Origin of the sequence: Campylobacter concisus, from assembly GCF_003048985.1 — a bacterium.
GTDB lineage: Bacteria > Campylobacterota > Campylobacteria > Campylobacterales > Campylobacteraceae > Campylobacter_A > Campylobacter_A concisus_AY.
Genome location: NZ_PIRS01000003.1, coordinates 67,011 through 92,731, shown reverse-complemented (window position 1 = coordinate 92,731; position 25,721 = coordinate 67,011). Strand labels below are relative to the sequence as shown.

General features: G+C 40.9%; 26 protein-coding genes and 2 pseudogenes. 6 read left to right on the top strand and 22 right to left on the bottom strand.

Going from position 1 to position 25,721, the window contains the following annotated elements; all coding sequences use genetic code 11:
* Window positions 1-65: 65 nt before the first annotated feature.
* From CVS91_RS03195 to CVS91_RS03140, 12 genes are all read right to left on the bottom strand, one after another.
* Window positions 66-2,633, bottom strand: a complete 2,568-nt coding sequence (locus tag CVS91_RS03195; protein WP_107830268.1) for a molybdopterin-dependent oxidoreductase — start codon at window positions 2,631-2,633, stop codon at window positions 66-68.
* Between the two features lie 9 nt (window positions 2,634-2,642).
* Window positions 2,643-3,218, bottom strand: coding sequence for a cytochrome c (locus CVS91_RS03190; protein WP_002942837.1), 576 nt, complete (start codon window positions 3,216-3,218; stop codon window positions 2,643-2,645).
* A 98-nt stretch (window positions 3,219-3,316) separates the two neighbouring features.
* Window positions 3,317-3,745, bottom strand: a complete 429-nt coding sequence (locus CVS91_RS03185; RefSeq protein WP_413784150.1) for an EamA family transporter — start codon at window positions 3,743-3,745, stop codon at window positions 3,317-3,319.
* Window positions 3,746-3,790: 45 nt separating this feature from the next.
* Window positions 3,791-4,714 (bottom strand): Dyp-type peroxidase, encoded by a 924-nt coding sequence (locus tag CVS91_RS03180; RefSeq protein WP_107830264.1) that lies wholly within the window; start codon window positions 4,712-4,714, stop codon window positions 3,791-3,793.
* 23 nt (window positions 4,715-4,737) lie between these two features.
* Window positions 4,738-5,433 (bottom strand): DUF4230 domain-containing protein, encoded by a 696-nt coding sequence (locus CVS91_RS03175; RefSeq protein ID WP_087582318.1) that lies wholly within the window; start codon window positions 5,431-5,433, stop codon window positions 4,738-4,740.
* A gap of 56 nt (window positions 5,434-5,489) precedes the next feature.
* Window positions 5,490-6,323, bottom strand: coding sequence for an MBL fold metallo-hydrolase (locus CVS91_RS03170; RefSeq protein ID WP_107830262.1), 834 nt, complete (start codon window positions 6,321-6,323; stop codon window positions 5,490-5,492).
* 92 nt (window positions 6,324-6,415) lie between these two features.
* Window positions 6,416-7,627, bottom strand: a complete 1,212-nt coding sequence (gene ilvA / locus CVS91_RS03165; RefSeq protein WP_009293964.1) for a threonine ammonia-lyase — start codon at window positions 7,625-7,627, stop codon at window positions 6,416-6,418.
* Between the two features lie 14 nt (window positions 7,628-7,641).
* Window positions 7,642-8,751 carry a tRNA (uridine(54)-C5)-methyltransferase TrmA gene (gene trmA, locus CVS91_RS03160; RefSeq protein ID WP_107830260.1) on the bottom strand — a complete coding sequence of 370 codons (1,110 nt, stop codon included), beginning with the start codon at window positions 8,749-8,751 and terminating at the stop codon, window positions 7,642-7,644.
* A gap of 2 nt (window positions 8,752-8,753) precedes the next feature.
* On the bottom strand, window positions 8,754-10,457 hold the full coding sequence (locus tag CVS91_RS03155) for a Na+/H+ antiporter NhaC family protein (RefSeq protein WP_107830258.1): 1,704 nt from the start codon (window positions 10,455-10,457) through the stop codon (window positions 8,754-8,756).
* A 9-nt stretch (window positions 10,458-10,466) separates the two neighbouring features.
* The gene (locus tag CVS91_RS03150) at window positions 10,467-11,213 is read right to left on the bottom strand and encodes an SDR family NAD(P)-dependent oxidoreductase (RefSeq protein ID WP_107830256.1); all 747 of its coding nucleotides are present in this window, start codon (window positions 11,211-11,213) and stop codon (window positions 10,467-10,469) included.
* A gap of 8 nt (window positions 11,214-11,221) precedes the next feature.
* On the bottom strand, window positions 11,222-12,433 hold the full coding sequence (locus CVS91_RS03145) for an ankyrin repeat domain-containing protein (RefSeq protein ID WP_107830254.1): 1,212 nt from the start codon (window positions 12,431-12,433) through the stop codon (window positions 11,222-11,224).
* 36 nt (window positions 12,434-12,469) lie between these two features.
* Window positions 12,470-15,055, bottom strand: a complete 2,586-nt coding sequence (locus tag CVS91_RS03140) for a bifunctional aconitate hydratase 2/2-methylisocitrate dehydratase (protein ID WP_107830252.1) — start codon at window positions 15,053-15,055, stop codon at window positions 12,470-12,472.
* A 122-nt stretch (window positions 15,056-15,177) separates the two neighbouring features.
* On the opposite strand from CVS91_RS03140, the gene CVS91_RS03135 reads away from it, so the two are divergent.
* Window positions 15,178-15,636 carry a methylated-DNA--[protein]-cysteine S-methyltransferase gene (locus CVS91_RS03135; protein WP_107830355.1) on the top strand — a complete coding sequence of 153 codons (459 nt, stop codon included), beginning with the start codon at window positions 15,178-15,180 and terminating at the stop codon, window positions 15,634-15,636.
* Window positions 15,637-15,953: 317 nt separating this feature from the next.
* Here CVS91_RS03135 and CVS91_RS10645 read toward each other — a convergent pair.
* The 5 genes and pseudogenes from CVS91_RS10645 to CVS91_RS03115 form a co-directional block, all read right to left on the bottom strand.
* Window positions 15,954-16,340 (bottom strand): annotated as a pseudogene (locus CVS91_RS10645) (methyl-accepting chemotaxis protein); the annotation flags it as partial.
* A gap of 843 nt (window positions 16,341-17,183) precedes the next feature.
* Window positions 17,184-17,837, bottom strand: a pseudogene (locus tag CVS91_RS10640) (cache domain-containing protein); the annotation flags it as partial.
* Window positions 17,838-18,020: 183 nt separating this feature from the next.
* Complete coding sequence (locus tag CVS91_RS03125) at window positions 18,021-18,563, bottom strand: SCO family protein (RefSeq protein WP_107830248.1); 543 nt, start codon at window positions 18,561-18,563, stop codon at window positions 18,021-18,023.
* A 9-nt stretch (window positions 18,564-18,572) separates the two neighbouring features.
* Entirely contained in the window at window positions 18,573-19,037 is a 465-nt protein-coding gene (locus tag CVS91_RS03120; RefSeq protein ID WP_107830246.1) for a hypothetical protein, read from the bottom strand.
* A complete protein-coding gene (locus CVS91_RS03115; protein WP_103611158.1) occupies window positions 19,037-19,459 on the bottom strand; it encodes a copper chaperone PCu(A)C in 423 nt (140 codons plus the stop codon). Before CVS91_RS03115 ends, CVS91_RS03120 begins: the two co-directional genes overlap by 1 nt.
* Before the next feature lie 137 nt (window positions 19,460-19,596).
* Here CVS91_RS03115 and CVS91_RS03110 point away from each other — a divergent pair, with 137 nt between their 5' ends.
* Genes CVS91_RS03110 through CVS91_RS03090 form a run of 5 tightly spaced genes read left to right on the top strand, consistent with a single transcriptional unit; the run spans window position 19,597 to window position 22,643 of the window.
* Window positions 19,597-20,562, top strand: coding sequence for a L,D-transpeptidase family protein (locus CVS91_RS03110; RefSeq protein ID WP_087581996.1), 966 nt, complete (start codon window positions 19,597-19,599; stop codon window positions 20,560-20,562).
* A gap of 2 nt (window positions 20,563-20,564) precedes the next feature.
* A complete protein-coding gene (gene cmeU / locus CVS91_RS03105) occupies window positions 20,565-20,804 on the top strand; it encodes a CmeU family protein (RefSeq protein ID WP_009294264.1) in 240 nt (79 codons plus the stop codon).
* Window positions 20,797-21,810, top strand: a complete 1,014-nt coding sequence (locus CVS91_RS03100) for an alanine racemase (RefSeq protein WP_107830244.1) — start codon at window positions 20,797-20,799, stop codon at window positions 21,808-21,810. Before cmeU ends, CVS91_RS03100 begins: the two co-directional genes overlap by 8 nt.
* Window positions 21,811-21,819: 9 nt before the next feature.
* The gene (locus CVS91_RS03095) at window positions 21,820-22,251 is read left to right on the top strand and encodes a hypothetical protein (RefSeq protein ID WP_021088382.1); all 432 of its coding nucleotides are present in this window, start codon (window positions 21,820-21,822) and stop codon (window positions 22,249-22,251) included.
* Entirely contained in the window at window positions 22,242-22,643 is a 402-nt protein-coding gene (locus tag CVS91_RS03090; protein WP_107830242.1) for a flagellar protein FlaH, read from the top strand. The genes CVS91_RS03095 and CVS91_RS03090 overlap by 10 nt, the downstream gene beginning before the upstream one ends.
* A gap of 496 nt (window positions 22,644-23,139) precedes the next feature.
* Here CVS91_RS03090 and htpX read toward each other — a convergent pair whose 3' ends face one another.
* The 5 genes from htpX to ribA are packed head-to-tail and all read right to left on the bottom strand — an operon-like array spanning window position 23,140 to window position 25,697.
* On the bottom strand, window positions 23,140-24,006 hold the full coding sequence (gene htpX, locus CVS91_RS03085) for a zinc metalloprotease HtpX (RefSeq protein WP_107830240.1): 867 nt from the start codon (window positions 24,004-24,006) through the stop codon (window positions 23,140-23,142).
* An 8-nt stretch (window positions 24,007-24,014) separates the two neighbouring features.
* Window positions 24,015-24,380 (bottom strand): hypothetical protein, encoded by a 366-nt coding sequence (locus CVS91_RS03080; RefSeq protein ID WP_107830239.1) that lies wholly within the window; start codon window positions 24,378-24,380, stop codon window positions 24,015-24,017.
* Complete coding sequence (locus CVS91_RS03075) at window positions 24,377-24,571, bottom strand: hypothetical protein (protein ID WP_009294554.1); 195 nt, start codon at window positions 24,569-24,571, stop codon at window positions 24,377-24,379. The genes CVS91_RS03080 and CVS91_RS03075 overlap by 4 nt, the downstream gene beginning before the upstream one ends.
* Window positions 24,568-25,134, bottom strand: a complete 567-nt coding sequence (gene rsmG, locus CVS91_RS03070) for a 16S rRNA (guanine(527)-N(7))-methyltransferase RsmG (RefSeq protein ID WP_107830237.1) — start codon at window positions 25,132-25,134, stop codon at window positions 24,568-24,570. The genes CVS91_RS03075 and rsmG overlap by 4 nt, the downstream gene beginning before the upstream one ends.
* Window positions 25,134-25,697: a GTP cyclohydrolase II gene (gene ribA, locus CVS91_RS03065; protein ID WP_012001491.1), complete on the bottom strand. Its 564-nt coding sequence runs from the start codon at window positions 25,695-25,697 to the stop codon at window positions 25,134-25,136. Before ribA ends, rsmG begins: the two co-directional genes overlap by 1 nt.
* Window positions 25,698-25,721: the final 24 nt, after the last annotated feature.

Here is a 25,721-nt window from a genome sequence, read left to right as displayed (position 1 = left end):
AGTAGTTAAAGATATTTTATAAGCAAGGATAAATTTAAGCAGGAGATCACTCCCCTGCTTTGAAATTATTTAGAAAATTTTGGCTCAGAAAACGCTGTAAGTTTTGGTGCTTCATCGCCTTGATATTTTCTGATATTTACAAGAGCTGTGTGGCTGATGTTGCCGTTTGCTAGCTTACTTGTTGGGATATCTATGGTTAGCACGTTTGCAGAGCCGTTTTTGCAGATGCCACTATCAAAGCCGTCATACCAAGCGCCCTCAGCTAGTTTTACAACGCCCTCTTTGATGTTTTTAGTCACATGAGCACCAGCTAGTACCTCGCCACGAGCATTAAAGACACACACCAAATCGCCTGTTTTTACGCCAAGCTCTTTTGCGTCATTTTCGTTTATCCATACTGGCTCGCGGTTAGCGATAGCATACTTGTCACGAAGTGAAGTTTGGCTTAGCTGTGAGTGCAAGCGGTCAGTTGGGTGGGCGCTTATCATGTGATATTTTGCTGGTTTATCTTTCATGCCTAGCCACTCGATCGGCTCAAACCAAGTTGGGTGCGCTTTGCAGTCATCATAGCCCATTTTCTCGATCGTATCTGAGTAAATTTCGATAAGACCGCTAGGCGTTCCAAGAGCGTTTAGCACAGGATCTTCTCTAAATTCGCCAAGTCTTACCCAACTATCACTATCTTGAGATGAGGCAAATGTGACTGGTTTGTTTTCATTCCAAAACTCTTCAAATGGCTTCATATCGCTTGCAAGCTCTGGCACAGCCTTGACCTGAGCGTAGGCTGCGTCATAGTACTCTTTGATCCAGTCAAATTCGTCTTTGCCGTTATCTGTGTAGGCTATGACTAAATTTTTAGCATAAGCCTTGCAAAGATCGGTGAAAATTTGATAGTCATCTTTTGCCTCACGGTATTTTTCAACGACTTGTTTCATTGGCACGATGTTCATGTTTGAGTAGTCGCCTGTCATAGTAATGTCGTTTCTCTCATACTCTGTTGTGACTGGAAAGACGATATCAGCCATCTTTGCTGTCGGTGTCCAGTAAGCTTCGTGAACGACAACCGTTCTAGGCTTTCTCCACGCTTTTAAATTTGTATTAGTATCTTGGTGGTGAACAAGTGGATTTCCGCCGACCCAGTAAATAAAGTCGATGTCTGGGTAGGTGATCTTTTTGCCGTCGTGATCTATCACTTTGCCAGGGTGAAGCAACGCATCAGCGATACGAGCTACTGGGAAAGCGTAGTTGGTTGCTTTTTGTAGCCAGCTTTGACCTGTGCCTGCTACTGCGGCTGCTTTTGCGACGAAGCGACCGTGTTTGTCAAACTCACCCGTATCAGTGCCGATAAACTCGCCTTTTTCGTTAAATTTACCCACACTTGCGCTATTTACGCCGCCGATGACTACGACTTTGCATGTTGGTGCGCCGCCGTTTGAGTAGTGGTAGCTTAAGCCAAAGCCTCCACCTGGTAGTCCGATCTGACCGATCATAGCTGCAAGTGTCACCATAGCCCAGTGTGGCTGCTCGCCGTGGTGAGCGCGCTGCATGCCCCAGCCACTCATTAGCATCGTGCGGTTGCTTACAAATGTATCAGCTAGCTCTTTTAAAGTATCTTTGTCGATACCACAAATTTTGCTCGCCCACTCTAAATTTTTAGGAGTGTTGTCTGTCTTGCCAAGTAGATATGGGAGAAATTTATCAAAGCCATAAGTGTAGTTTTCAATAAATTCTTTATCGTATTTGCCACTTTCATATAGGTAGTGCATCATACCTAGCATCATCGCTGTGTCGGTGTTTGGCACTGGAGCGATCCACTGAGCTTTGTCGAAGTATTGTGCTGTTTCAGACCTGATAGGATCGATCACGATCACTTTGATATCTTTTTTGTTTTTTAGCTCTTCAAAGTATTTAAAGCCTTGCTCATCAGTCGCTGTCCAAGCTATGCGAAGTGTCGCAAGTGGGTTTGCGCCCCAGATGACTACGACTTTTGAGTTTTCTAGCACTACTGGCCAGCTAGTTTGCTGCTCATAGACCTCGATACTACCTACAACGTGAGGCATGATGATCTGGCTAGCGCCTGTTGAATAGTCGCCTAGCGAGCCAACAAAGCCGCCACTAAGGTTCATAAATCTATGAAGTAAAATTCTTGAGTTATGCACATTGCCGCTTGATTTCCAGCCGTAACTGCCTGCAAAAACGCTTTGTAAGCCTTTTTGAGCTCTTGTTTTTTTAAGCTCTTTAGCAACTAGCTTGATCGCCTCTTCGTAAGGCACCTCGACCCACTCATCGATGCCGCGAAGCTCTGGTTTTGGGCTATCTGGGTTTTCTAGGTAGCTTTTTCTTACCATTGTGTGTTTGATACGACTTTTATAGATCATATCTGGTGTGTAGTGTTGAAGTGGGTTGTAAATTTCACTTGTCTTTTGGATAGGCTCTGACTTTACAGCGATGCCATTTTTAGTTGTAACTTTTAGCATGCCCCAGTGAGCAGCTGTAAGAGTTTCGCCATTTTTTACAACGCCCTTTTTAACCTCATCAGCAAACAAATTTGAAGCTGTTACGCCTGAAAGCAAAGGTGTCGCTGCAAGCGCTGTTGCACCTTTTTTTAGAAAATCTCGTCTGTTCTCGTTCATTGTTTCTCCTTATTTGCCTAAATTTACATCAGATGAGTGTTTTTGTAGGTACTCGATAACTAGCCACTCGTCTTTTTTCTCTATTGCGGTTCTGCCGATCATTGATTTTAGAAGTGACGGCCATTGATTTGCATTAAAATGCGTAGTTTGAGGCAACGCATGGCAAACGCCACAGCTCTCTTTATACATCTTATCAGCTTTTGCAAACATCGCATTTACATCAGTGCTAAAGCCATCTTTTTGAACAAAAACTGTGGTTTCTACCTCGTTCCATTTGCCGTTTTTGCCCTCTTTTATCACTTTAATATCAAAAGGTGCAGTTTTTGCAAATGCTACTGAGATGATCCTCGCGCCATCAGCAAAATAAACTACGTTGCTAACGGCTGGATTTTGATAGCCTTTTACTTTGATCTGCGCTCTGTCGCCGCTTGTTTGCAAAATTTCAACTGCGTTGGTTGGTAGCAGCCTGCCTATGCTCTTAGCTGAGTTTGCGTCAGCATATACGTCCTTTACGACATCTGTGTAGTTCATACCTGCACCAAATGCAGCACAAGCCACGATGGCTGATAGAATAATTTTTTTCATATCTCTCCCTTCAAAATGAAATCGTTCAAATTCTAGGGGCTTTTTGATTAATTACAAATCAAAATTAAAAATATATTTTAAGAATAACGCAGAAAATTTTATTTAAAAATAAGTAGAAACACGCCAGATACGATAAGGCAAACAGCTAAAATTTCTTTTAAATTTAGCCTCTCACCAAGAAATATGACAGCCAAAATGATAGCCAGCACAACGCTAAATTTATCAACTAGTGCCACTTGATAGACCTTGCCTGCTTGCATAGCTTTAAAATACATAAGCCACGAAAGCCCAGTCGCCATGCCACTTAGTATGAGAAAGAGCCAGTTTTTGGGACTTAACGAGCTTAGCGGTTGCCATTTTTTAGCCACGCTTAAAAGCAAAACAAGCATCAAAACGACAACGACCGTTCTTATAAATGTCGCAAAATCGCTGTCGATATCTTTCACACCTAGCTTTGCAAAGATCGCAGTAAGTGCAGCAAAAACAGCCGAAAGAGCTGCGTAGATAAACCACTCTGGCATCTTTATCCTTATAAATTTAAAGGGGCAAATTTACTTCGCCCCAAGCTAAATTTACCCCTCGTAGTCGCCAAGCATATCAAGCGTAGGAGCAAAATATAAAGCCCCAGTTACTGGCGTACTAAAGTCAAGCAGTCTATCTGAGTTGCCTTTTGGCTCGCCGATAAACATCTTTTTAAGCATAAGCTCAACCGTTGAAAATGTGCTTGCATAAGCGATGAAGTAAGTGCCTGTTTTGCTGCCTTCAGTAAATGGCATATTGCCACGCACGACCTTTTTATCGTCGCCGACATTTGCAGCAGCTGAGTGTGAATTTGTAGGTTTTACGCTCTCGTCCATCTCGATGTCATACTCTTTTGAGCGGCCTATAACCTTTTCTTGCTCGCTTACGCTTGTAGCGTTCCACTCTTTCATTTTGTGGAAGTATTTTTGAACAAAAACGTAGCTACCACCTTTAAATTTAGCATCCTCTTTGCCAACTTTTGCAAAGTGGTCTCTATCTTCGCCATCAGGGTTTTCAGTGCCATCGACAAAGCCGATGATCGCCCTGCCGTCGTGATACTTAAAGCCTTGAGTCTCATCTGTAAGCTCTGCAAATTTAAACAAAACTTCTTTGATATTTTGCGCCATGTCAAAGCAGTCAGCCGCATTTAGCGCGCGGATGTGGATGTGGATATCGCCCTTTGTGCTAACAGCTTCATGTTTATCGCCTTTGATCGCTTTAAAATTTACAAGCTCTTTTGGCAATTCTTTTGAAATTTCAAGCTTTTTCCAAGCATCATGACCCACGCCAAGGACGCAATTTACATTTTCATTTGCGCCAAATCTAACTTTAGCAGTTTTGTTTAAATTTACAACCAAAGCACAAAGCTTAGCAAAGCCCTCTTTACATGCTTTTTTGTCGCCTTTTAAAATCCATGTTTGAAAGACTGTGTTGTTGCCTGGTGCTTGTGTGACCTCTTGTGAATTTACACTCATTTTTTCTCCTTTAAATTTTGTTTTTATGCGATATTTTCTAAATTTAGTTGCTCGTTGATCTGCTCGTCGCTATCGTCAAAGACAAACTCGACCTTGTTTGCGCCAAAGCTCTTAGCTATCGCTTCAAGCGTGTCGCGAGCTGATTTATGAATTTTACTTTGAAGCTGTGAGATAAGGCGAACGCTCATCTTTTTGACTTCATTTCTAGCCTCTTCTATCAGCCTATTTTTATCTTCTTCTGTAAAAGTGCTACCAAAAAAGCCATTTAGCGAGTCAGGCAGCAAAAATGGTATAAATTTGCCGTTTTTTTCATCGTAAAATTTCATATCTGCGATTGAAAATTTATACTTACATGGAGGCATTTTTATCTTGTAGCTAGAGTTTGCGATCTGCATGATCTCAAGTCTAGGGCTAGTTAGATCGTAGATAAAATTTATCTCAAATTCAAATATCATCGAAAGCTTCTTCTCGCTTACTAGCCATCTTAGATACTCTTTGCCGAAATTTCCAAACGCATGATCTGTCTTTGTAACGATCTCTTTGCTATATACCTGAAAGACGGATAGTTCGCCGATGCTTTTAAGCTGCGAAATTTCAGTGCTGACTGAGACATTTTCGCTATCGTCTTTTGCCTTTTTTAGCGCCTTGTTTGACCTATAAAATGCAAATGCCAAAATAGCTAGCAAGATAGCTAATATCAAATTTGCGTATTCGCTCATATTTTCTCCTTTAAAGCCCGCATTTTATCCTAAATTTGTAAAGCAAAAGAAATTTATCACTCAGGCAAGGTGATGGGGCTCTTATAAGGCATGTGAGCTCCTACTATCTTTGTAGTCTCGTCTTCCAAGCCATCAAGCACCTTTTCTCTTGTTTTAGCAGCTTGAGCTGGATCTATATCATAAGTGATAGATATGCTTGGCTCGACCTCTTGCACTGCTAGGACGTGAAGAAGGTCAGATATAAAGATGATCTTGTCGTTATCTGCCTCAAAGCTTATCATATTGTGTCCTGGAGTGTGGCCGTAGGCTGGGATAGCCATGATCTTTAGCGCCCCGTTAAATAGCGGCTTTTTATGGTCAAAAAAGCTCTTATCATCCTTATAAAGCGATAAAATTTCTTTTGTCCTCTCATCTTTGCCCTTCATCCAGTAGTCCCACTCCTTTTCATCTATAAAAAGCTTGGCGTTTTTAAATGTCTTTTTGCCGCCATCTATGAGCCCGCCTATGTGATCAGGATGAGCGTGCGTGATGATGACGTAGGTTAGATCCTCTGGCTTTATATTTCCAAAAGTTTGCAGATCATACTTTAAAACCTCCAAGCTATCTTCATAGCCGCTATCTATGAGCGCCGTGTAGTCATCGCACTTTGCAAACATTACGTTGTGTTTGTTTGGTAAATTTTTAGTATTTGCCACAAGCTCTTTTTGCGCCTCATCTTTGGCTATTAGCTTATCTACTGGCGCATCAGTCGTCTTTAGTGAAAATACATAAAGATTGCATCCGCCCATAGCTCCTATCCATACTTGATCGTTTTGCTTGCTAACCACCTCATCATCGGCACAAAAAGCCAAAGTGCAAAACAACACAAGGCTTAATAAACTCTTTTTCATATCTCATCCTTGAATAAATTTGCGAAATTTTAGTCCTGTAAATTTAATGAAAGTTAATGCTCGCTACTTTAAAAGGTAGCGAGCTTGTAAATTTAGAAGAGTTGAGTGAAAGAAAAGCCGTTTTTATTAAGCGTATCTTTAATCTTTTCTTGATGCTCAAGACCCTTTGTCTCAAGCGTGATAGTGATGCTTGCATCGCCGTAGTCAAGCTTAGTAGAGAAGCGGTCATAGTCGATCTTAACGATGTTTGCATTTGCTGATTTTAGACTATCAGTTAGGCTCATGAGCGCTCCTGGCTTATCTACAAGTGTGATTTGCAAGGTCATCTTGCGGTGAGACTTGATAAGACCCTTTTCGATGATGATAGAAAGCACCTGAACATCGATATTTCCGCCACTTAGCACCACGCCTATCTTTGCGCCTTTTTTAAATTTGATCTTATCATGCATAAGTGCTGCCACGCCAGCTGCGCCAGCTCCTTCAACTACGATCTTTTGCGTCTCCAAGAGGAACAAAATCGCAGTTGCGATCTCCTCATCATCGACCTGAACAAACTCATCCACGCACTCAACGATATTTTTAAGCGTTATCTCGCTCGCATCACGCACAGCGATGCCATCAGCTATGGTGCGAACCGACTTTGAGTTTATGCTCTTTTTAGCGCCGTAGCTGTTAAACATCGCTGGAGCGCCCTTTGCGCCGACGCAAACGACTTTGGTTTTTGGATTGACTTGTTTTATACAGCTTGCCACGCCGCTAGCTAAGCCACCACCGCCAACTGGCACTACAACCATATCAAGGTCGCTTATCTCATCAAGCATCTCAAGACCCACAGTGCCCTGCCCTGCCATGACGTACTCATCGTTAAATGGATGAACAAAGGTCATATCTTTTTCTTTGGCGTAATTTACTGCAAATTCATACGCCTCATCAAAGTTATCACCTTTTAAGATCACTTCAGCGCCAAGGTCCTTTGTGCCAGCTACCTTTAGAAGTGGGGTTGATTCTGGCATGACGATGCAAGCATGCACACCAAATTCTTTTGCACTTATCGCCACGCCTTGAGCGTGATTGCCAGCGCTTGCAGCCACGACGCCACGTTTTCGCTCCTCCTCGCTTAAGCTAGCTATTTTGTTATATGCGCCTCTTATCTTGTATGCGCCCGTTCTTTGTAAATTTTCTTCTTTCAGATAGACATTTGCGCCTAAAATTTTGCTAAGTTTTGCACTTAGAGCAAATGGAGTTTTATTTACAAAGTGACCGATCGTTATCTTTGCTTGGATTATTTTGTTTAATGAAACCATTTTTAACTTTCCTTTTAAAATTTATCTTTTGCCTCTAGTAGCACGCCGCACTCGATGTGATGAGTGTTGGCAAACTGATCAAAGAGCGCAAATTTTATCACTTTATGGCTTTTAGTAAGCTCATTTAGATTTTCTTTTAATGTCTCTGGGCTGCACGAGATGTAGATGATGTTTTTGAAATTTCTAATGAAATTTATGACGCTTTCACTAAGTCCTGCGCGTGGTGGATCGACAAGGACGTGCGAGAAGTTAAAGTCGCTTAAATTTATATCTTTTAGCCTATTAAACTCCCTAACGCCAGCAAATGCGCTCATCAGCTCATCAGCGTCCATTCGCAAAAATTTGATATTATCTGCCCCATTTAGCTCGCAGTTTTTAAGGGCATTTGCGATCGAGCTTTTTGAAATTTCAGTGGCAAGAACGTTTTTAAATTTAAACGAAAGCGGGATAGTAAAATTCCCATGTCCGCAGTAGAGCTCTAGCAAGTCAGCGCCACCCTCAACGCACTCTTTTGCCCAAGCTATCATCTTCTCATTTACCGCTTTATTTGGCTGGATAAAGGCATTTTCACTTAGGCTAAATTTATAAATTTGCCCATCAACATTTAGCTCATCAACTAAATTTAGCTCGCCGCTAAGAAGCTTTTGACCACGAGATCTAGCTAGGATCATCACATCAAGCTTGCTAGCTAGAATTTTCATTGCCGCTTCAAACTCACTATCAAGCTTTTTGTGATAAAGAAGCGTGACTAAGGTGCCGCTTTTACAGGCGATAAACTCCACTCCAAAGAGCTTTGTGCGTAAAATTTCATCATCTTGCAAGCTCTCAAGTAGCCTTGGCATGAGATGTAAAATTTGCTCGCAAACCTTTGGGCACTCATCTACAAAGACCTTTTTGCCTTTTTCGCTTGCATGCATAGTATAGCTAAGCTTGCTGCCCTCGTGCCAGATGCCAAACTCAGCCCTCGTGCGGTAGTGCTTTGGGCTTGAGCTAAAAACATCAAATTTACCCTCGTAAAAGTGGGAGAAATTTTGCTTGATAAGATCAGTTTTAAATGAAATTTGCTCACTATAAGGAGTAAAAAGAGTGCATGATCCGCACTCTTTTAGGTATTTGCAGTCCAAATTTATGCTGCTTTCTCTTCGACTTTTTTACCGACAAATCTAACCAAAGCCCAGATCGCTAAAAATCCGCAAGGAAGTGCGATCCAAACGCTAAGACCAAGTGCGACCGGCAAGTAGCCAACAAGCACACAAACCGCACAAACGCTAAGTGCGTAGATCATCTGCGTTGAGACGTGATCGATGTGGCTACATCCTGCGCCCATTGATGAAAGTATCGTAGTGTCTGATATCGGCGAGCAGTGATCACCAAAGATAGCGCCAGTTAGAACGCTTGAGATATTTACAATCATATAAGCGTGCATCGCATCGCCATCTAAGCCGTAGTTTTTGCCCACTGCATAAGCTAGCGGGATAGCAAGAGGCATCAAAATACCCATTGTGCCGTAGCTGGTGCCAGTTGAGAAGCTGATAAATGAGCCAAGGATGAAAACAGCCACTGGCAGGATAAATTTAGGCGTTGAATCACTTAGCAAATCAACCAAATATCTTGAAGTGCCAAGCTCTTTTATAACCGCGCTAAGGCTCCAAGCAAGAAGCAAGATGACGACCGTGATGATCATAGTTTTCCAGCCCTTTACCCACGTGCTAATAGCCTCTTTTACATCAAAAATTTTGCGCCAAACGCCCATGACGATAGCTACAATACTAGCGAGCAATGCTGCTTGAAATAGCGATGTAGCAGAGTCAGCTGCGCCAAAAGTATCTTTAAATGTTGAAAATGAAAGCGGATTTGCAAGTGCATTTTTAAGAGTATCGCCCTCAAGTGCAGCAAGACCGCTAAAATAAAAGCTAGTAAATGCGCCGATAACTAGCACAAGAAGCGGCACTATCGCATTTGAAGCGCTTAGTTTTACGCCCTCTTTTGGCTCAAGAGTCTTGTCTTCAAGGTCTTGAATTTGAGTTTTGCCTGAGTGAAGCTCGCCTCTTCTAGCGCGTCTTTCGGCTGCTAGCATAGGACCATACTCGCGTTGCATCAAGGCTGTGCAGACGATGAAAAACAAGATAAAGAGGTTGTAAAATCTATATGGAATGGTCTCGATAAATATAGAATAAGCGTTTATGCCAGTCTCGCCGATAAGCTCATAGCCCTTTTCGATGAGCGAAACCTCAAGTCCAACCCATGTAGAGATGATAGCAATACCTGCAATCGGTGCTGCAGTAGCGTCGATGATGAAGGCTAGTTTTTCGCGGCTGATTTTGAATTTATCGCTTATTGGCCTCATGATAGGACCAACGATTAGGGCGTTTGCGTAGTCATCGAAAAATACAAAAATACCCATAAGCCAAGTTGAAATTTGAGCTGAAACGCCTGTTTTTGCCTTTTTGCTAAGCCAAAGAGCGACCGCCTTTGTGCCGCCCATCTTTGTGATGAGTGCGACCACGCCACCGATACAAAGCACTTGAAGCAAGATGCCTGAGTCGGTCTTGTCAGCCATCGAGTCAACGACCCTTGAAACGATGCCAGTAAAGCCTTTTACGATACCCATAAAGACGTTTTCATTGATGATATTTATGAGAAACGTTCCGCTAAAAACACCGATAAATAGCGACAATATAACGTCTTTTGTGATAAAAGCAAGCGCTATGGCCACAACTGGCGGTATAAGCGTGAAAACGCCGTAAATTTGTGCGTTTCTTTTGGCGACTTCTGGATCAACACCAAAAAGCGCGGCACTAAAAAATAGTAACAATAAAATTTGTCTCACAAGAACTCCTTAAAATTTTTCTATCGCAAGTCCAGCCCAAGTCTGCGTATTTGCCATGACTTCGACCCTGTTTATATTGACACTTCCAGGCATATTTAGACAATTTACCAAAATCGTCGCGATATCCTCAGACGTGATGAAATTTGTGTTTTCATAAAGACTATCCGCCTTTGCCTTATCTCCTCTAAATCTAACCTCGCTAAATTCAGTCTTGCAAAGCCCTGGCTCGATGTTTGTCACCCTTATATTTGTACCAACTAGATCGTTTCTTAAATTTAGACTAAACTGCTTTACAAAGGCCTTTGTGGCACCATAAACGTTACTGCCAGGATACGGCCACGAGCCAGCTGTTGAGCCTAGATTAAAGATATAGCCCTTTTCTTGCTTGTAAAGTAGCGGCAAAACGGCCTTTGTCGAGTAGATAAGCCCCTTGACGTTTGTGTCTATCATCGCCTCAAAGTCCTCCACCTTCGCATCTATCGTCTTTTCTTGTCCCAAGGCAAGTCCAGCGTTATTTACAAGCACTTCGATATCTTTAAATTTATCAGGCAGGCTATCAACTGCGTCAAAAACAGCCTTTTTATCACGTATGTCAGCTACGATGATGTGCGTATCGTCAAGCTCGCTTGCAAGCTTTTTTAGCCTATCTTCACGCCTTGCAAGAGCTACTATCTTGTAGCCCTCTTTTGAGAGTCTTCTAGCGATCGCCTCGCCAAAGCCAGATGTCGCACCTGTCACAAAAGCTGTCTTTTTCATATCTCTTCCTAATTAAAATTTGGCTTTAAACCAAGCTCTTCTAAAAATTTAATATTTTTTTCGTTTTTATCTTTAATCGCATAATCAAGCGCGTTAAATCCCGCATCATCAGTGGCGTTTATATCAGCGCCGTTATCCATCAAAAGCTTTAAAATTTCTGGCGTCGCGTGAGCTGCTGCATGCATGAAAACGCTTCTATTTGTATGCTCTAGGCCACACGTATCTTCTACTTGCATCATGCCTAAATTTATCATATTCATCTTAGATTGCTCGTCGATATAGCTCTCGTTTGCGTTTGCCCCACTCTTTAGCAAAAGTTCGCAAAGAGGCGCATCCTCAAACTGCACAGCGTAAAAAAGCGCGCTTTTTCCAAAGAAATTTTTGTGATTTACGTCGGCTCTGTTTTTTAGCAAAAGTTTAACGTTTTCTATATTTTTAAGGGCAAAAAATAGCGGCGTCTCATCGCCTAAATTTATATCCGCTCCACGCCTGATGATCTCAGCTATCATCTCTTTGCTCTTTTCATTTAAAAGTGCCACATTTAGCAGCCCAGTTAGCTCTGCGGTGGTAAAATTTTTCGAGTAGAGTAAATTTGCTAGCTCATCTTGACTTATCTTTTGAGCCATCATCTTTTGCTCTGGGGTTAAAATTTTAGCCTTATTTACATTTTTGCCGACACTAAAGCTTAAAAACTCATTTACCACGCTAGTTGCGTAGTATGCGGCACTTTCACTATCAAGACCAAGGCCTTCATAAAATTTAACCAGCGGAGTTTGAGCGTTTTTATAAGCTTCGCTGAATTTTTTATATTTTAAAAAGTTAAACAAGCTCTCATTCGCCCAGTATCTAAAGTACTCCATTTGAGCGTCTTTTTGAGCCTCAGCAGCTTCTGGCTTTGCAAGCTCTTTTTGATATATTTCAGGGGCAAATGAGGCTTTTAGCAAGATCCATCTAAATTTATTTAAATTTTCTCTATAAACGCCCTCGCCAACACAGCTTTGAGACTCGCTTCTAACAGCCACACTCGCATCAAAAAGCTCTTTTACCTCTTTTAAATTTAAAAGCGAGCCATCACAGTAAAATAGCCCCTCATTCGCGTAAGCAAGCTCATTTGGAGTAGTTTTAAAGCTCTCTTTTTTAGCAAGGTCACTGCACTCTAATGCATGTAAATTTACAAAAAGAAAACTGCTAAAAAAGAGAAAAAAAGCTACTTTTTTCATCAAAGCTCCTTAAAATTTCGCGATATTGTAACAAATTTATATACTAAACTCGCTTATTTCATTAAAATTTAGGTATTTATAAATTTGATCTTTTTTTAAACTAAGGCTATCTCTTACTATCTTTTTATACTCACTAACGCTTGGCAAACGCCCTAGTAGCGCGCATACAGCGGCCAGCTCAGCACTTCCTAGATAGACCTTTGCACCCATGCCCATTCTGTTGTCAAAATTTCTTGTCGAGGTCGAAAAAACAACGGCATTGTCATTTACTCTTGCTTGATTACCCATACAAAGCGAGCAGCCTGGCACCTCAGTCCTAGCCTCCAGCCTCCTAAATATCTCATAAACACCCTCATCTTCAAGCGTCTTTTTATCCATCTTAGTTGGCGGCGCGATCCAAAGCCTAGTTGTAAGCTTGCTCTCACGCTCTAAAATTCTAGCAAGCGCCCTGTAATGCCCGATATTTGTCATACAGCTACCCACAAAAACTTCGTCGATATCGTGCGCTCTTTTGCTATCAGCTAAAATTTCACTTAGCGTCGCCACGTCGTCTGGGTCGTTTGGACAGGCAAGGATCGGCTCATCTATCTGCGACAAATCAATCTCTAAAATTTCAGCGTATTTTGCGTCCTTATCGGCTCTTAAAAGAGTTGGGTTTTCTAGCCATTTTTGCATCTTCTCTTTTCGCCTAGCAAGCGTTTCACGGCTCTCGTACCCTGCTTTTATCATCGCTTCAATTAGCGCAACGTTTGAGCGAACGTACTCCGCGACGCTAGCCTCGCTTAAATTTACCACGCAAGCAGCCGCCGAGCGCTCAGCCGAAGCATCACTTAGCTCAAATGCCTGCTCCACTTTTAGACTCTCTAATCCCTCGATCTCTAAAATTTTACCTGCAAAAATGTTCTTTTTATTTTTCTTTTCAACGCTTAAAAGCCCTTTTTTGATAGCAAAATAAGGTATCGCATTGACAAGATCACGAAGCGTCACGCCCTCTTTTAGCTCGCCTTTAAATTTGATCAAAACCGACTCTGGCATATTTAGCGGCATCATACCAAGCACCGCCGCAAACGCCACTAGGCCGCTGCCTGCTGGAAAGCTAATGCCAATAGGAAATCTCGTGTGACTATCGCCACCAGTGCCCACCGTATCAGGCAAGACCATGCGGTTTAGCCACGAGTGGATGACGCCATCACCTGGCTTTAGGCTCACACCGCCACGCAAATTTATAAATTTAGGCAGGCTATTTTGCATCTCAAGGTCGCTTGGCTTTGGATAAGCAGCCGTGTGGCAAAAGCTTTGCAAGACAAAATCCGCCCCAAAACTAAGGCTAGCAAGCTCTTTTATCTCATCTCTAGTCATCGGCCCAGTGGTGTCTTGCGAGCCAACGGTCAAAATTTCAGGCTCCACGTATGCACCAGCTCTCACGCCAGCCTTGCCACAAGCCTTGCCGACCATCTTTTGAGCGAGCGTATAGCCACCGCCTAGCTCTTTTGGCTGATCTGGCTTTATGAAAATTTGTTCCTCGCCAAGTCCCAAGGCCTCTCTAGCCTTTTTAGTCACTTGCCTACCTATCATCAAAGGTATCCTGCCGCCTGCTCTTATCTCATCACTTAGGGTGTTTGGGCTAAGTTTAAAATTTGCCACGAGCTTCTTTTGGGCGCCTGCGAGCTTATAAATTTCGCCCTTAAATGGATAAATTTCTATCTCATCGCCCATTTCTAGCTCATTTACGTTTGCGACTATCGGCAGCGCGCCACTATCTTCAGCGGTGTTTAAAAATATCGGAGCTATGGTTGTGCCGATCACGATGCCACCCGTTTTTTTGTTTGGCACGCCCTCTATCTCATCGCCAAGGTGCCACTGGATAGAGTTTATACCGCTCTTTCTGCTGCTGCCAGTGCCGACCACGTCGCCAACATATGCCACGCTCTTGCCGCGACTTTTTAGCTCTTTTAGGATTTCTAGCCCCTCAGGCATCTTTTTAACAAGCATCGCCTTTGCATGAAGCGGTATGTCAGCCCTTGTGTATGCCTCACTAGCAGGGCTTAGATCATCAGTATTTGTCTCGCCAGGCACCTTAAAAACCACTGCCTTTATGCACTCACTAAGTGGCTTTTTGTGCATAAACCACTCGGCATTTGCCCAAGAGAGAAGCACCTCTTTTGCAAATTTATTGCTATTTGCTAGCCTTGCTATCTCGTCAAAATGCTCATGCACCAAAATAATATTTTTTAGCTCATTTGCCGCAGCTTGTGCGATAAGATCATCGCTATTTTTTAGCGCTCGCACCAAAATTTCCACGTTATATCCGCCAAGCATCTTGCCTAAAATTTTAATGGCACGAACCGCGTCAAGACCGTCTATCTTAAGACCTTCTATCACCTCGCCAAGAAATTCCGCCTTTATCTTTGCCGCATCATCAACGCCAGGATTTACGCGATTAGCAAGCAAATTTATAAGAAATTTTAGCTCGTTTTGTGCCTTCTCATCGCCGCTAGAGTCGCCAGCAAGTTTTATCAGCTCACAAATTTCGCTTATTTGCTTGGCATTTAGCGCAAGCGGTGGCACGCCCTCTTTTTCTCGCTCACTCACGTGTTTTTCGTAGTCGGTAAAAAAGCTCATAAATTTCCTTTGTGATTTTGCTCGTTTTTAGTCCAAAATCGCTGATTTTACTTGCATTTTATCAAAAAGCAAAACAATCTAAAGTAAAATTTGCCCAAAATTTCAAATTTCAAGGAGCAAATGTGTCAAAAGCCTACCTAAAATCGCCCATTGGAATTCTAGAGATCGTTGCTAGTGAAAATGGAATTTGTGAGATAAATTTTGTAGATAAATTTAAAAAAGTAGCGGTAAAGGATGAAAATTTAAAGCTTTGCCTTGATGAGTTAGAAGCCTATTTTAAGGGCGAGCTTAAAAAATTTAGCGTTAGACTTGATATAAAAACGACCAAATTTAGAGCAAAAATTTATGAGGCTTTACAAAAAGTGCCATACGGCGAAACGACCACATACGCAGCTCTTGCACTTGCTGCAGGCCATAAAAACGCTTACCGAGCAGCAGGCTCAGCCAATGCCAAAAACCCACTGCCTATCATCATCCCTTGCCACAGAGTGCTCTCTCACAGCGGCCTTGGTGGCTACTCAGGCGGAGAAGGTCTGCCAACTAAAATTTGGCTATTAGAACACGAAGCGAAGCACAAATAGTTAAAAATTTAAATTTGACCTTCAAAAGCGTCTATCAAATTTTAAAATTTCATGAACGAGTAATTTCGGCTCTAAAATTTGAGCTAAGCGATAAGCGAAGCCAAATTTTAGTAGTCAATTCTTGCGAGTGAATGAAAGTTTTAAAATTTGCAAACACTAAAGGTATGAGCAGAAAAAAACCGAGATAAAATTTAAAGCAGCTATATAAAGAATTAAATTTAAAAAATATTAAAAACCCCAACCCAGCTTAAACCAGGTTGGAGTTTATTAAATTCAGTAGTTTGCATTAAACAAATTTTAGTTTGTTTATTAAGAAGTTAAAACCTCTTCTTCCTAACATCCTCTACTATAGCTTTAGCCATCTCATCTACTTCTGATGTTACTTCATTTGCTTGGTTTGCAATTACAACGTTTTCTTTTGTTAGGTGATCTATTTGAGCAACTGATTGATTTATCATATTTATACCTTCACTTTGCTCTCTTATAGATTCACTCATCTCATTTATTGATTGAGCTAATACATTTGTATTTGCTTCTATCTCACCTAGAGATTTTTGAGTTCTCTCTGCTAGTTTTCTAACTTCATCAGCAACGACGGCAAAGCCTCTACCATGTTCTCCTGCTCTGGCTGCTTCTATTGCAGCATTAAGTGCTAGAAGGTTTGTTTGATCTGCTATATCTCTAATGATAGTTATGATGTTTTTAATTTCATCACTTTGTCTTATAACATCAGCTGTCTTTTGAGAGATGGCATTCATTGAGCTAGACATTTGCTCTACTGCAGCTGCGCTTTCTTGTAAGCTATTTGCTTGTGTGTTTGCTGAGCTTGCTACTTTAGAAACTGACTCAGCTAGAAGTTTTGCTTTTTCTTCTAGGGTTTGGGCTTGGTTTAAATTTGAGTTTAGCATAGAGCAAACTACTTCGCCCATGTTTTTAACGCCAAGTATCATATCTTTTAGGTCGGCTTCCGCACCCTCTGGGACTTCCATAGTTGGTGTAAAGTCATTCTTGGAATATGTATTTAAGATAGTAGTTACGCTTCTAATATTATGAGTTATGCCAGCAAAGAAGCTGTTTAGTAGTGTTCTTAGCTCGGCCAAAGAAGGGTTGTTTGGATCTTGGTTGATATTAACGCCTAGTTTGCCTTTATTAACGGTATTTACAACGGCATTGAGCTCACCAATCATCGCATTATCTTTTTTGATGCCTTCGATCACTTCGCTAATATTTTCATTTATGACCTTACTCATCTGTCCAAATTCATCTTCTCTATTTATGTTTAATTTAGCTGGAGCATCAGCCTTATATGTAACAAATTTAAAGACTTCGGTTAATTTATCTTGTATGGTCTTGATAGGTTTTAGAGATCTTTTTAAAAGGAAGAAAACAAATGCAGATAAAATAACAATAAAAAGAACAGCCATAATAGCTTGTATTTTAAGTAGTGGCATAGTATTTGACGTAAATACATCTTTTTGCATAGCAGATATAGCCAGCCAGCCACGATCGTTTAGCTCTATAAAGTCAGCATATAAGTCTTCACCTTTTAAATTTTTATATAGTATAAGACCATTCTCGTCAAAATCCTTTGCTTTGTATCGCTCGATTAACTTTTTGGTTAGTTCAGGGGCTGTATTTATTATATTTTTATCAGGGTGGATGATGATCTTACCATCTTTATCTGCAACAAAAGCATAGCTATAATCAGTCTTGCTGATACTCATGATTTCTTTGCTAAGATCTTCTATACTTACATCAGTTGCGGCAATGCCTATGTCTTTTATCGGCGCAACAAAGCTTATCACCATTTGTTGCAAAGATGCAGATACGTAAGGATCGGTAAAGGTAATGCCATTTTTTTGCTTAGCTAGTTTATACCAGCCTCTCGTTCTTGGATCATAGCCATCTTTTGGGGTTTCGTTTTTACCATTTGAGCGGTACATCGCACCGTCATTATAGCCAGCATAAACAAGCCCAACCTCTTTATTTGACATCGATTTGCCTTGAGCTAAGATGGCGTCGATACCGTTGCGGTTTTCATCTAGCTTAGACAGGATAGAAGACATACTATCGACAATATGAAGATTATTGTTAAAAAATATATCCATTGCATCTTTAATATCTTTTAGAATTTGGCGCTGAGCTTGTGTGACTAGCTCGATGGTTTTACTCTGGGCAGTGTAGTAACTAGCGGCTGACATAGCCACAAACGAGATACATAGAGCAACTATTAGCATTAGTGCTATTTTATTGGTGATTGACTTCACACGAATTCCTTTACATATGATTTACATTGTCGCAATATCGGCTAGTTTAAAAAGAATTGTATAGCTGTTTAAGAAGTTTTTCTTTAAAAATAAGAAATTCTGATCTAAAAGATAAATTTAAGGTCGCTCTTTTATCAAATTTAAAAGATTTTCTCTGATATTTTCACTAGTTAAATTTGAAATTTCGCTGTAGAAATTCCCCTCTTTATCTAGCAGATAGATAGCGGAGCTGTGAGCGACAGAGTAGCCCATAGCAGAGTTTTTAAGATGCACTTTTTGGTATTTTACGCCGTAGTTTTTAGTGGCTTTTGGCAGATCATTCATCTTTAGCCCGTCTGCATCTTTGTAGAAATTTTTTGCCATTAGGGTTAAATTTTCAGGCGTGTCGCGCTCAGGATCAATAGTGATGAAAAGTAGCTCAAAGTCGTCTCTTTTTAGTTTATTTAGCTCATCGCCCACAAGAGAGAGCGTAGTAGGGCAGACATCGGGGCAGTAAAGATAACCAAAATATATCGCTTTATACTTGCCGTTATAATTTTTAAGGCTCACTTCGCCATGCTCTGAAAGCGCCTTAAAATCATACTTGTTCGGCTTTATAAAAAGCATCGCAAGACCAGCGCATATTAAGATTATTATTAAGCCCCAAAGTGTCTTTTTCATCATTTGCCCTTACATTTTTAGATCAAGATCGACAAAAAATCCAGTCTCTTTTTCGCCATCAAGCAGCTTAAACCTATACCTCATAAGATCGACCACGCAAGCACTTAGCACGACTTGAGCTATTAGATTATCGCCTCTTTGCTCAAGTCTAGCTTTTATCAAGCCCATGTTCATGTTTATGCCATCGATTACAAGATTTGGATCTTTTAGCCCTAAATTTTTGCCATTAATGATCTTAAAGCTAAACGGCCTCATCGCAAAGATCGGTCTTGGCGAGATATCTATCTTTAGCTTAGCGCCATTAAATTTCACCTCGCAAGCATCTTTGTTTAGATCGCATTTTAGAGGATCAAGCGATGTATTTACATCGGCAAATTCAGGCGGATCCTCTTTGCTGACCATAAATTTATGACCTATCCAAAAAGCGCCTGCTACGATAAAGATGAGTGAAAAAATGATTAGAATTTTTTTCATTATTTAAAGTTTTTAGTTACTCCGATATTATCAAGCTTGATGCTTTCGCCGTTGCTAAATTTTAGCTCCAAATCAACCTTGTCGCCATCTTTTATGGGTTTGTTTAGATCCATAAGCATGATATGAAGACCGCCAGGTGCTAACTTTGTCTCGCCATTTTTTGGGATAACGGCGTCTTCAACCTGAACCATAGCCATCATGCCATTTTCCATCTTGTGAGTGTGAATTTCAGTGCTTTTACAAACACTTGAATGAACGCCAACTAGCTTTACATCGGCATTTGAAGCGTTTTTGATATTCATGAAAATAGCGCTATTGTTTGTGCCAGGCTTTGTGTCTCTTGCTCTGACATTTTCTAGGCTTATATCTGCCGCCATAAGAGTAGAAGCTGCTAGCATAGCACCAAAAACAAGTTTTTTCATATATTTTCCTTTATGGTAAATTAATAATGGTTTTCAGATTATACATATAAAGAAACTAAAATTCCCTTTAAAATTTAAAAATTGAAATTTTTTAGGTTATAATTACGCACTAAATTTTACTTTTTGGGACACTTCACTTGAAAAAGATACTATTTTTCTTCATCGCGTTAGCGCCTTGCCTTTTTGCCCAAAATTACGAAGAAATTTACTTAAAAAATGGCCCATCTGCCGTCATAGAAGCCATTGAGAAGAACATTTTAAGTAAGGACTACTGGCTAAACAAGCTCAAAGACAAGGACGTTAGATACGGATATTACGACAACGAGATACTTTTAAGCGTGGTTGATAAGACTGACAAAGAGCTTGAGGTCATCTCTTATAAAGACGGAGTTACAAAAAAACTCTTTAGCTCAAGCGTCATCGTTGGCAAAAATGGCGACAAACTGCTTGAGGGCGATCTAAAAACGCCAGTTGGCGTCTATCAGCTTACGCGTAGATTTACGCCAAATGACAGATATCTTGGACCTCTTGCCTTTTCTCTTTCATATCCAAATTTGCTTGATAAACTTGCAAAACGTAATGGCAGCGGTATCTGGATACATGGCTATCCACTTGATGGTCAAAGGACAGATGAGCTAAAGACAAAAGGCTGCGTAGCTATGCAAAATGACATTTTGATGAAATTTGACGAAGTTATAGACCACAAAAAAACGCTCGCATTTATCTACGAGGACAAGCGTCCAGAAGCAAGCGCGAACGACATAGCAGTGATCATCTCTGGAATTCTTAACTGGAAGAAGACTTGGAGTGAGAGTGACATTGATAGCTATTTGAAATTTTATGATAAAGATTTTGAGCGATATGATGGCATGAGTTTAGAAAATTTTAAAAATATGAAACGAGCGATCTTTTCTAAAAAAGAGAAAAAACATATCGCTTTTTCAAATTTTCTCATCACGCCTTATCCAAACCTTAAAAACGACAAGCTCTTTCGCGTGAGTTTTTATGAGGATTACGCTGCTGATACGCATAAATTTGCAGGTCAAAAGACCCTTTATGTCAAGCTTTATGGCGATGAGATGAAAATTTTTATAGAGGAGTAGAAGTGGAAAAATCTCAAGAAGTAAAAGAGAAGATAGAGAAAATTTTAGAGGCGAGGTCTGCATTTTTTGCTGAGCTAGACCGCCAAGTGCCAAAGAAAAATGGCACTGACGTCTTTGACTTTAGCAAGGTCAAAGAGGCCGATCTAAAAGAAATTTACGCTAAATTTTACGCATTTGACTACAACGTAAGAAAGCTCTTGCCTGACGTTTATAAAGCTTATGATGTGAATTTCAATGTCTGAGATACGCTTAAACAAAGCAGCTTACATCCACAATCTAACTAAAATTTGTGACAAAGCTGGCGGAAAAGAAAAAGTGATCGTCGTGCTAAAAGATAACGCTTATGGGCACGGTGCGAGGCTCATAGCTAGCGAGGCTAAGAAATTTGGCATAAAAAACTGCGCTGTAAAGAGCGAATTTGAAGCAAATGAGATCGCTGATATCTTTGAAAATATCTTGATCCTCTCGCACATCCCAACAGGCGATGAGAGCACTAAATTTACCTACGCTATAAACGACATAGACGCACTTTTAAAGATAAAAGAAAATACAAAAATCAACCTCGCCATCGACACTGGCATGCATAGAAATGGGCTTGATATAAGCGAGCTTGATTATGCGTTTGAAATTTTAGCTAGGAAAAATTTAGAGCTTCTTGGCGCTTATACTCACTTTCGCGCAAGCGATGAGCTAAATGCTGATTATTTCGTGCAAAGAGAAAACTTTAACGCCGCAAAAGCGAAAATTTTAGCTCTTTGCGATGAGTTTGGTATAAAAAAACCGATCTTTCACTCTCACAACTCAGCCGCCCTTGAAAGAGCTAGCGCGGTTGAAGATGAGATGGTGCGCGTGGGCATCGCTCAGTATGGATATGCTCAGTTTAACGGCTCATTGGAGCTAAAGCCAGTGCTTTCACTTTGGGCAAAGCGCGTTAGCAGACGCGTTTTAAAAAGTGGTCAAAGCGTGGGATATGGGGCTAAATTTATAGCCAAGGACGATATAAACGTCGCTACTTACGATCTTGGATATGGCGACGGACTGCTAAGATACAATGGACTTGGCGAGCTAAGACTTGCAAACGGCGAGCTAGTACTTGGTAAAATCTCGATGGATAGCTTTAGCTGCAAAGATAGTGGCGAGTGGGTCTGTGTCTTTGAGGACGCGAATGTCTGGGCTAACTTTTTTGGCACGATAAACTACGACATCTTGGTCAAACTCTCGCCAAATATCACTAGAAAATTTATATAAAGGTAATATGTGAAAAAGATCGTTTTATTAGCTCTTGCAAGCCTTGCTTTTGGTGTGCAAGAGAGTGAGTTTAAAGTCTATGAGCAGATACTAAATCAGCTTGATACAAAGCAGATCCCAGCCTTTGTCGTCCAAACTGCAAAGCCAAATTTGCCAAGCAGGGTCGATGAGATGATCACGCTAAAAGATGTAAGTAGCGACGGGCTAAACATACATGGCGAGTTTGTCTTAAATGAGACCAAGACAAAGAAGCTAAAAGGCTACAACAAGGCTCAAATTTCGGCTTTAAAAGATGAATTTTATCAAAACGGAAAAGAGGCGCTTTGCAACTCAGGCATGGCAAGAGCTGCGCTAAATCGCGGCATCACGCTAAGTGGTAGCTACGGCTTTGAGGGCAGGCATCTTTTTGATTTGAAGCTGGATAAGAGTAGTTGCGAGTAGCCATTTTTGCTCTGGTTTTTTGCTCGCTAGCTCTGGCTCTGACGCCAGATATGGCGGCGAAAAATCACGCAACATACTACAAAAAAAAGCTCCCATTTATCTGCACACCGACGCTAACGCTTAATGATATCTTAAACGTGGGCGATACGCTCATCTACAGATACGCCGTCAAACACGCAAGAAAGCAAGAGATCAAAAGGCTTGAAGAAAAAGAGCTTTTGGAATTTATCGAGGCTATAAAAAAAGAGAATTTAAGAACCGCCTGCAAGGATAAAGAAATTTTAAATATGCTAAGCATCGGCGTTAGCTTGGATGAAATTTTCTACTCAGAAAACGGCGAACTAATCTTTGAATACACGATAAAAGATGAAGATTGCAAGAAACTGCAGTGAAATTTGGGGTTAAATTTCAGCTTTTGGGTTGTAAATTTGACTTTTTACAAATTCCTGCTCGTTTGCTTTAATAAATCACTAAATTTAGAGCCGAAATTACTCGCTCATGAAATTCTAAATTTTGCCTGATGCTTGTCTGATGATAAAGCGCATGCAGTGCGTTAGCACGATTGCATGCCACCTCTAACGTTGTCGGAGTTAGGGGATAGTTAAGGGGGAAGAGAGCTTCTTTGCGTCGCTAGCTCGCAACTGCAAGCAGAACGTAATTCAAGCCTCTTCCCCCTTAACAAAGAAAAACAAACATTTAAATTTGACTAGATTGCTTTACAAATTTTAAACTTTCACTCACTCGCAAGAATTGGCTACTAAAATTTGGCTTCGCTTATCGCTTGGCTCAAATTTTAGAGCCGAAATTACTCGTTCATTTGACTATCTTTATTTAAAATTTAAACCAAAAAACAAAAATTTTAGCCCAAATTTACTAAGGGCTAAATTTTTACATACCTCTTTTTATCTCTTGCTCAAGCCTTTGAAGCTCGGCGATCCTGTCACTAGTGCTAGGGTGCGTTCTAAAAAGCACACCAAGCTTGCTAGTTAGCGAGCCAAATGGATTTACTATAAACATATGCGCACTTTGTTCGCTTGCATTTTGCATAACGTAAGAATTTGAGTAGTTTTCAAGCTTTGTTAGTGCGCTGGCCAGCCACTCTGGGTGTCCCGTTAGATAGGCTGCGCCTTTGTCCGCCTTATACTCGCGCTCCCTTGAGATCGCCATTTGAATGATCGTGGCAGCTAGAGGCATCACAACGGCGATGATTAGCATAATTACTGGATTGGCGTTTCTTTGTGAGTTTTGATTTTGACCAGCCACGGTGCCTATCTTGGCAAAATTTGCGACCATAGCGATAGCGCCAGCTAGTATGGCAGCGACTGAGCCAGTTAGGATGTCGTAGTGCCTTACGTGGCTTAGCTCGTGAGCTAGCACGCCTTCGATCTCGTTTTCATTTAAAATTTTTAAAAGCCCCTCTGTCACTGCGACGGCTGCATGGCTTGGGTTGCGGCCTGTGGCAAAGGCGTTTGGCACCTCTTCTGGGATGATGTAAATTTTTGGCATCGGCAAATTCGCCTTTTGTGTGAGGCGAGAGACGATCTCGTAAAGGCCGTGAGCGTTGTTCTCATCGACTGGGATGGCGTTATATCTTTTTAGCACGAGCTTGTCGCTGAAAAAGTAAGAAAATAGGTTCATGCCAGCTGCCATCAAAAAGGCGATCATCATGCCTTGTTCGCCGCCCACGTAGCCGCCAACAGCGATAAAAACTAGCATCAAAGCAACCATTAAAAAAGCGGTTTTTAAAATTTCCATTTTTGTCCTTATTCTTTTATAGCATTTGGCAGGATCGCTGCGTCGATCTCAAATTTTGCAAGCTCGCAAAGGCTTGCTTCACTTTCTATCAAAACAGCGATAAGCGCGTCAAATAGGTAGTTTTGCGCTATTTTTGCCAGATCTTTTGCTAGCGTAATATCGGCAATAATAAATTTTGCTCCAGCGGCATTTGCGATGATAGCTTCGTTTATGTCATTTGCGATGATGCTAAAGTTTGCTCCAGCCTCTAACGCCCTTTTTATCAAATTTCTATCAAATTTAAAGAGATTTTGCCTGCCGTTTGAAATTTCATCTTCGCTTTTGCAAAGAAATAGCGGTTCAAATTTGATCAGCTCATCACCCAAAATTTTCATCTCTCACCCTTTATGCACTCTTTACAGATGTATTTTCCGTCTCTTAGCACCATTTGGTCGATGTCGCTAAAGACACCGCATTTGCTGCACTCCTCGAAGTTACTGGTGCTTATCTTGTCGCTTTTTTTTCTATTTTTAAAAAATATGATGTAAATCGCAACCAAAATCGCTACAAAAAGCAAGTATTTCAACGTATCTCCCCTTGGTTTTTGAGATTAAAATATATGTAGTTTCTATTTTTTTCATTATAAATTTGCGCATTTATGCCTGAAATTTCATCCATGACGCTTGAGCCCTTGTAGATGAGAAATTTAGTATTTTCATCATAAAATCCCTCACAAATTTTTATAAGCTCTTTTGTCTTGCTAAGTGCTCTTGAGGTGATGAGATCAGCCGTAAATTTATCTGCAAGCTCGATCTTTTGGCTATGAACTTCTAAATTTTGTAAACCAAGCTCGATCTTAGCGTAGCTTAGAAATGATGACTTTTTGGCTATCGGCTCAAAAAGATGCCACTTAGTGCGCGGCATCGCAAGGGCTAAAAATATCGCTGGAAAGCCAGCCCCACTGCCAACATCGACCGCCGTTTTGGCACTTAGGTCAAAAATTTCAAGCGGTTTTATGCTATCAAGCACCTGCTCGCTTATATCTTTATAGTTGCTTAAGCTATGAATCTTATTAAATTTAGCAAAAATTTGAGCGTAAGCCTTTACTTTTTCGTCAAATTCAGCTGGCAAACAAAGCTCATTTTTCATCACAAGATGTGTCCCATTTGCTCTTTTTTGACTTTTAAGTAGCCTTCGTTAAATTTATTTGGTTTGATGACGATAGGCACGCGTTTTACGATCTTTACTGAGCTTAGTCCGTGAAGTTTTAAAGGGTTGTTTGTGAGTAAATTTACCTCCTTTATGCCGTAGTGATTTAGGATAAAATCAACCACTTCATACGTCCTCTCATCAGCCTTAAAACCTAGCTGGTGATTGGCTTCAATGGTGTCAAAACCCTTGTCTTGGAGGCTATAAGCGTTTATCTTGTTTAAAAGCCCGATATTTCTACCCTCTTGACGCAGGTAGATGACCATGCCGCCATTTTCTTCGATATATTTTAGGCTAGCTTCAAGCTGGTCGCGGCAGTCGCACTTTAGGCTTCCGATCGCATCGCCAGTTAGGCATTCGGAGTGAATTCTAAGATTTACTACTTCGCTTAAAGGCTCTTTGTAGATCACGAGGTGCTCTTTTGCCCCTTCTTTGAAGGCTTGAACCTTATAAGTGCCAAATCTTGAGGGTAGATTTGCCGCGTTTGAAATTTCTATTTTCATTTTAAATTTACTCCAACTGTGCTA

What these genes read in the sequence shown, in the direction of transcription:
- CVS91_RS03195 (WP_107830268.1), bottom strand. Translation starts at nt 2,633, where the DNA reads ATGAACGAGAACAGACGAGATTTTCTAAAAAAAGGTGCAACAGCGCTT.
- CVS91_RS03190 (WP_002942837.1), bottom strand. Translation starts at nt 3,218, where the DNA reads ATGAAAAAAATTATTCTATCAGCCATCGTGGCTTGTGCTGCATTTGGT.
- CVS91_RS03180 (WP_107830264.1), bottom strand. Translation starts at nt 4,714, where the DNA reads ATGAGTGTAAATTCACAAGAGGTCACACAAGCACCAGGCAACAACACA.
- CVS91_RS03175 (WP_087582318.1), bottom strand. Translation starts at nt 5,433, where the DNA reads ATGAGCGAATACGCAAATTTGATATTAGCTATCTTGCTAGCTATTTTG.
- CVS91_RS03170 (WP_107830262.1), bottom strand. Translation starts at nt 6,323, where the DNA reads ATGAAAAAGAGTTTATTAAGCCTTGTGTTGTTTTGCACTTTGGCTTTT.
- ilvA (WP_009293964.1), bottom strand. Translation starts at nt 7,627, where the DNA reads ATGGTTTCATTAAACAAAATAATCCAAGCAAAGATAACGATCGGTCAC.
- CVS91_RS03150 (WP_107830256.1), bottom strand. Translation starts at nt 11,213, where the DNA reads ATGAAAAAGACAGCTTTTGTGACAGGTGCGACATCTGGCTTTGGCGAG.
- CVS91_RS03145 (WP_107830254.1), bottom strand. Translation starts at nt 12,433, where the DNA reads ATGAAAAAAGTAGCTTTTTTTCTCTTTTTTAGCAGTTTTCTTTTTGTA.
- CVS91_RS03140 (WP_107830252.1), bottom strand. Translation starts at nt 15,055, where the DNA reads ATGAGCTTTTTTACCGACTACGAAAAACACGTGAGTGAGCGAGAAAAA.
- CVS91_RS03125 (WP_107830248.1), bottom strand. Translation starts at nt 18,563, where the DNA reads ATGAAAAAGACACTTTGGGGCTTAATAATAATCTTAATATGCGCTGGT.
- CVS91_RS03120 (WP_107830246.1), bottom strand. Translation starts at nt 19,037, where the DNA reads ATGAAAAAAATTCTAATCATTTTTTCACTCATCTTTATCGTAGCAGGC.
- CVS91_RS03115 (WP_103611158.1), bottom strand. Translation starts at nt 19,459, where the DNA reads ATGAAAAAACTTGTTTTTGGTGCTATGCTAGCAGCTTCTACTCTTATG.
- CVS91_RS03100 (WP_107830244.1), top strand. Translation starts at nt 20,797, where the DNA reads ATGTCTGAGATACGCTTAAACAAAGCAGCTTACATCCACAATCTAACT.
- htpX (WP_107830240.1), bottom strand. Translation starts at nt 24,006, where the DNA reads ATGGAAATTTTAAAAACCGCTTTTTTAATGGTTGCTTTGATGCTAGTT.
- CVS91_RS03080 (WP_107830239.1), bottom strand. Translation starts at nt 24,380, where the DNA reads ATGAAAATTTTGGGTGATGAGCTGATCAAATTTGAACCGCTATTTCTT.
- rsmG (WP_107830237.1), bottom strand. Translation starts at nt 25,134, where the DNA reads ATGAAAAATGAGCTTTGTTTGCCAGCTGAATTTGACGAAAAAGTAAAG.
- ribA (WP_012001491.1), bottom strand. Translation starts at nt 25,697, where the DNA reads ATGAAAATAGAAATTTCAAACGCGGCAAATCTACCCTCAAGATTTGGC.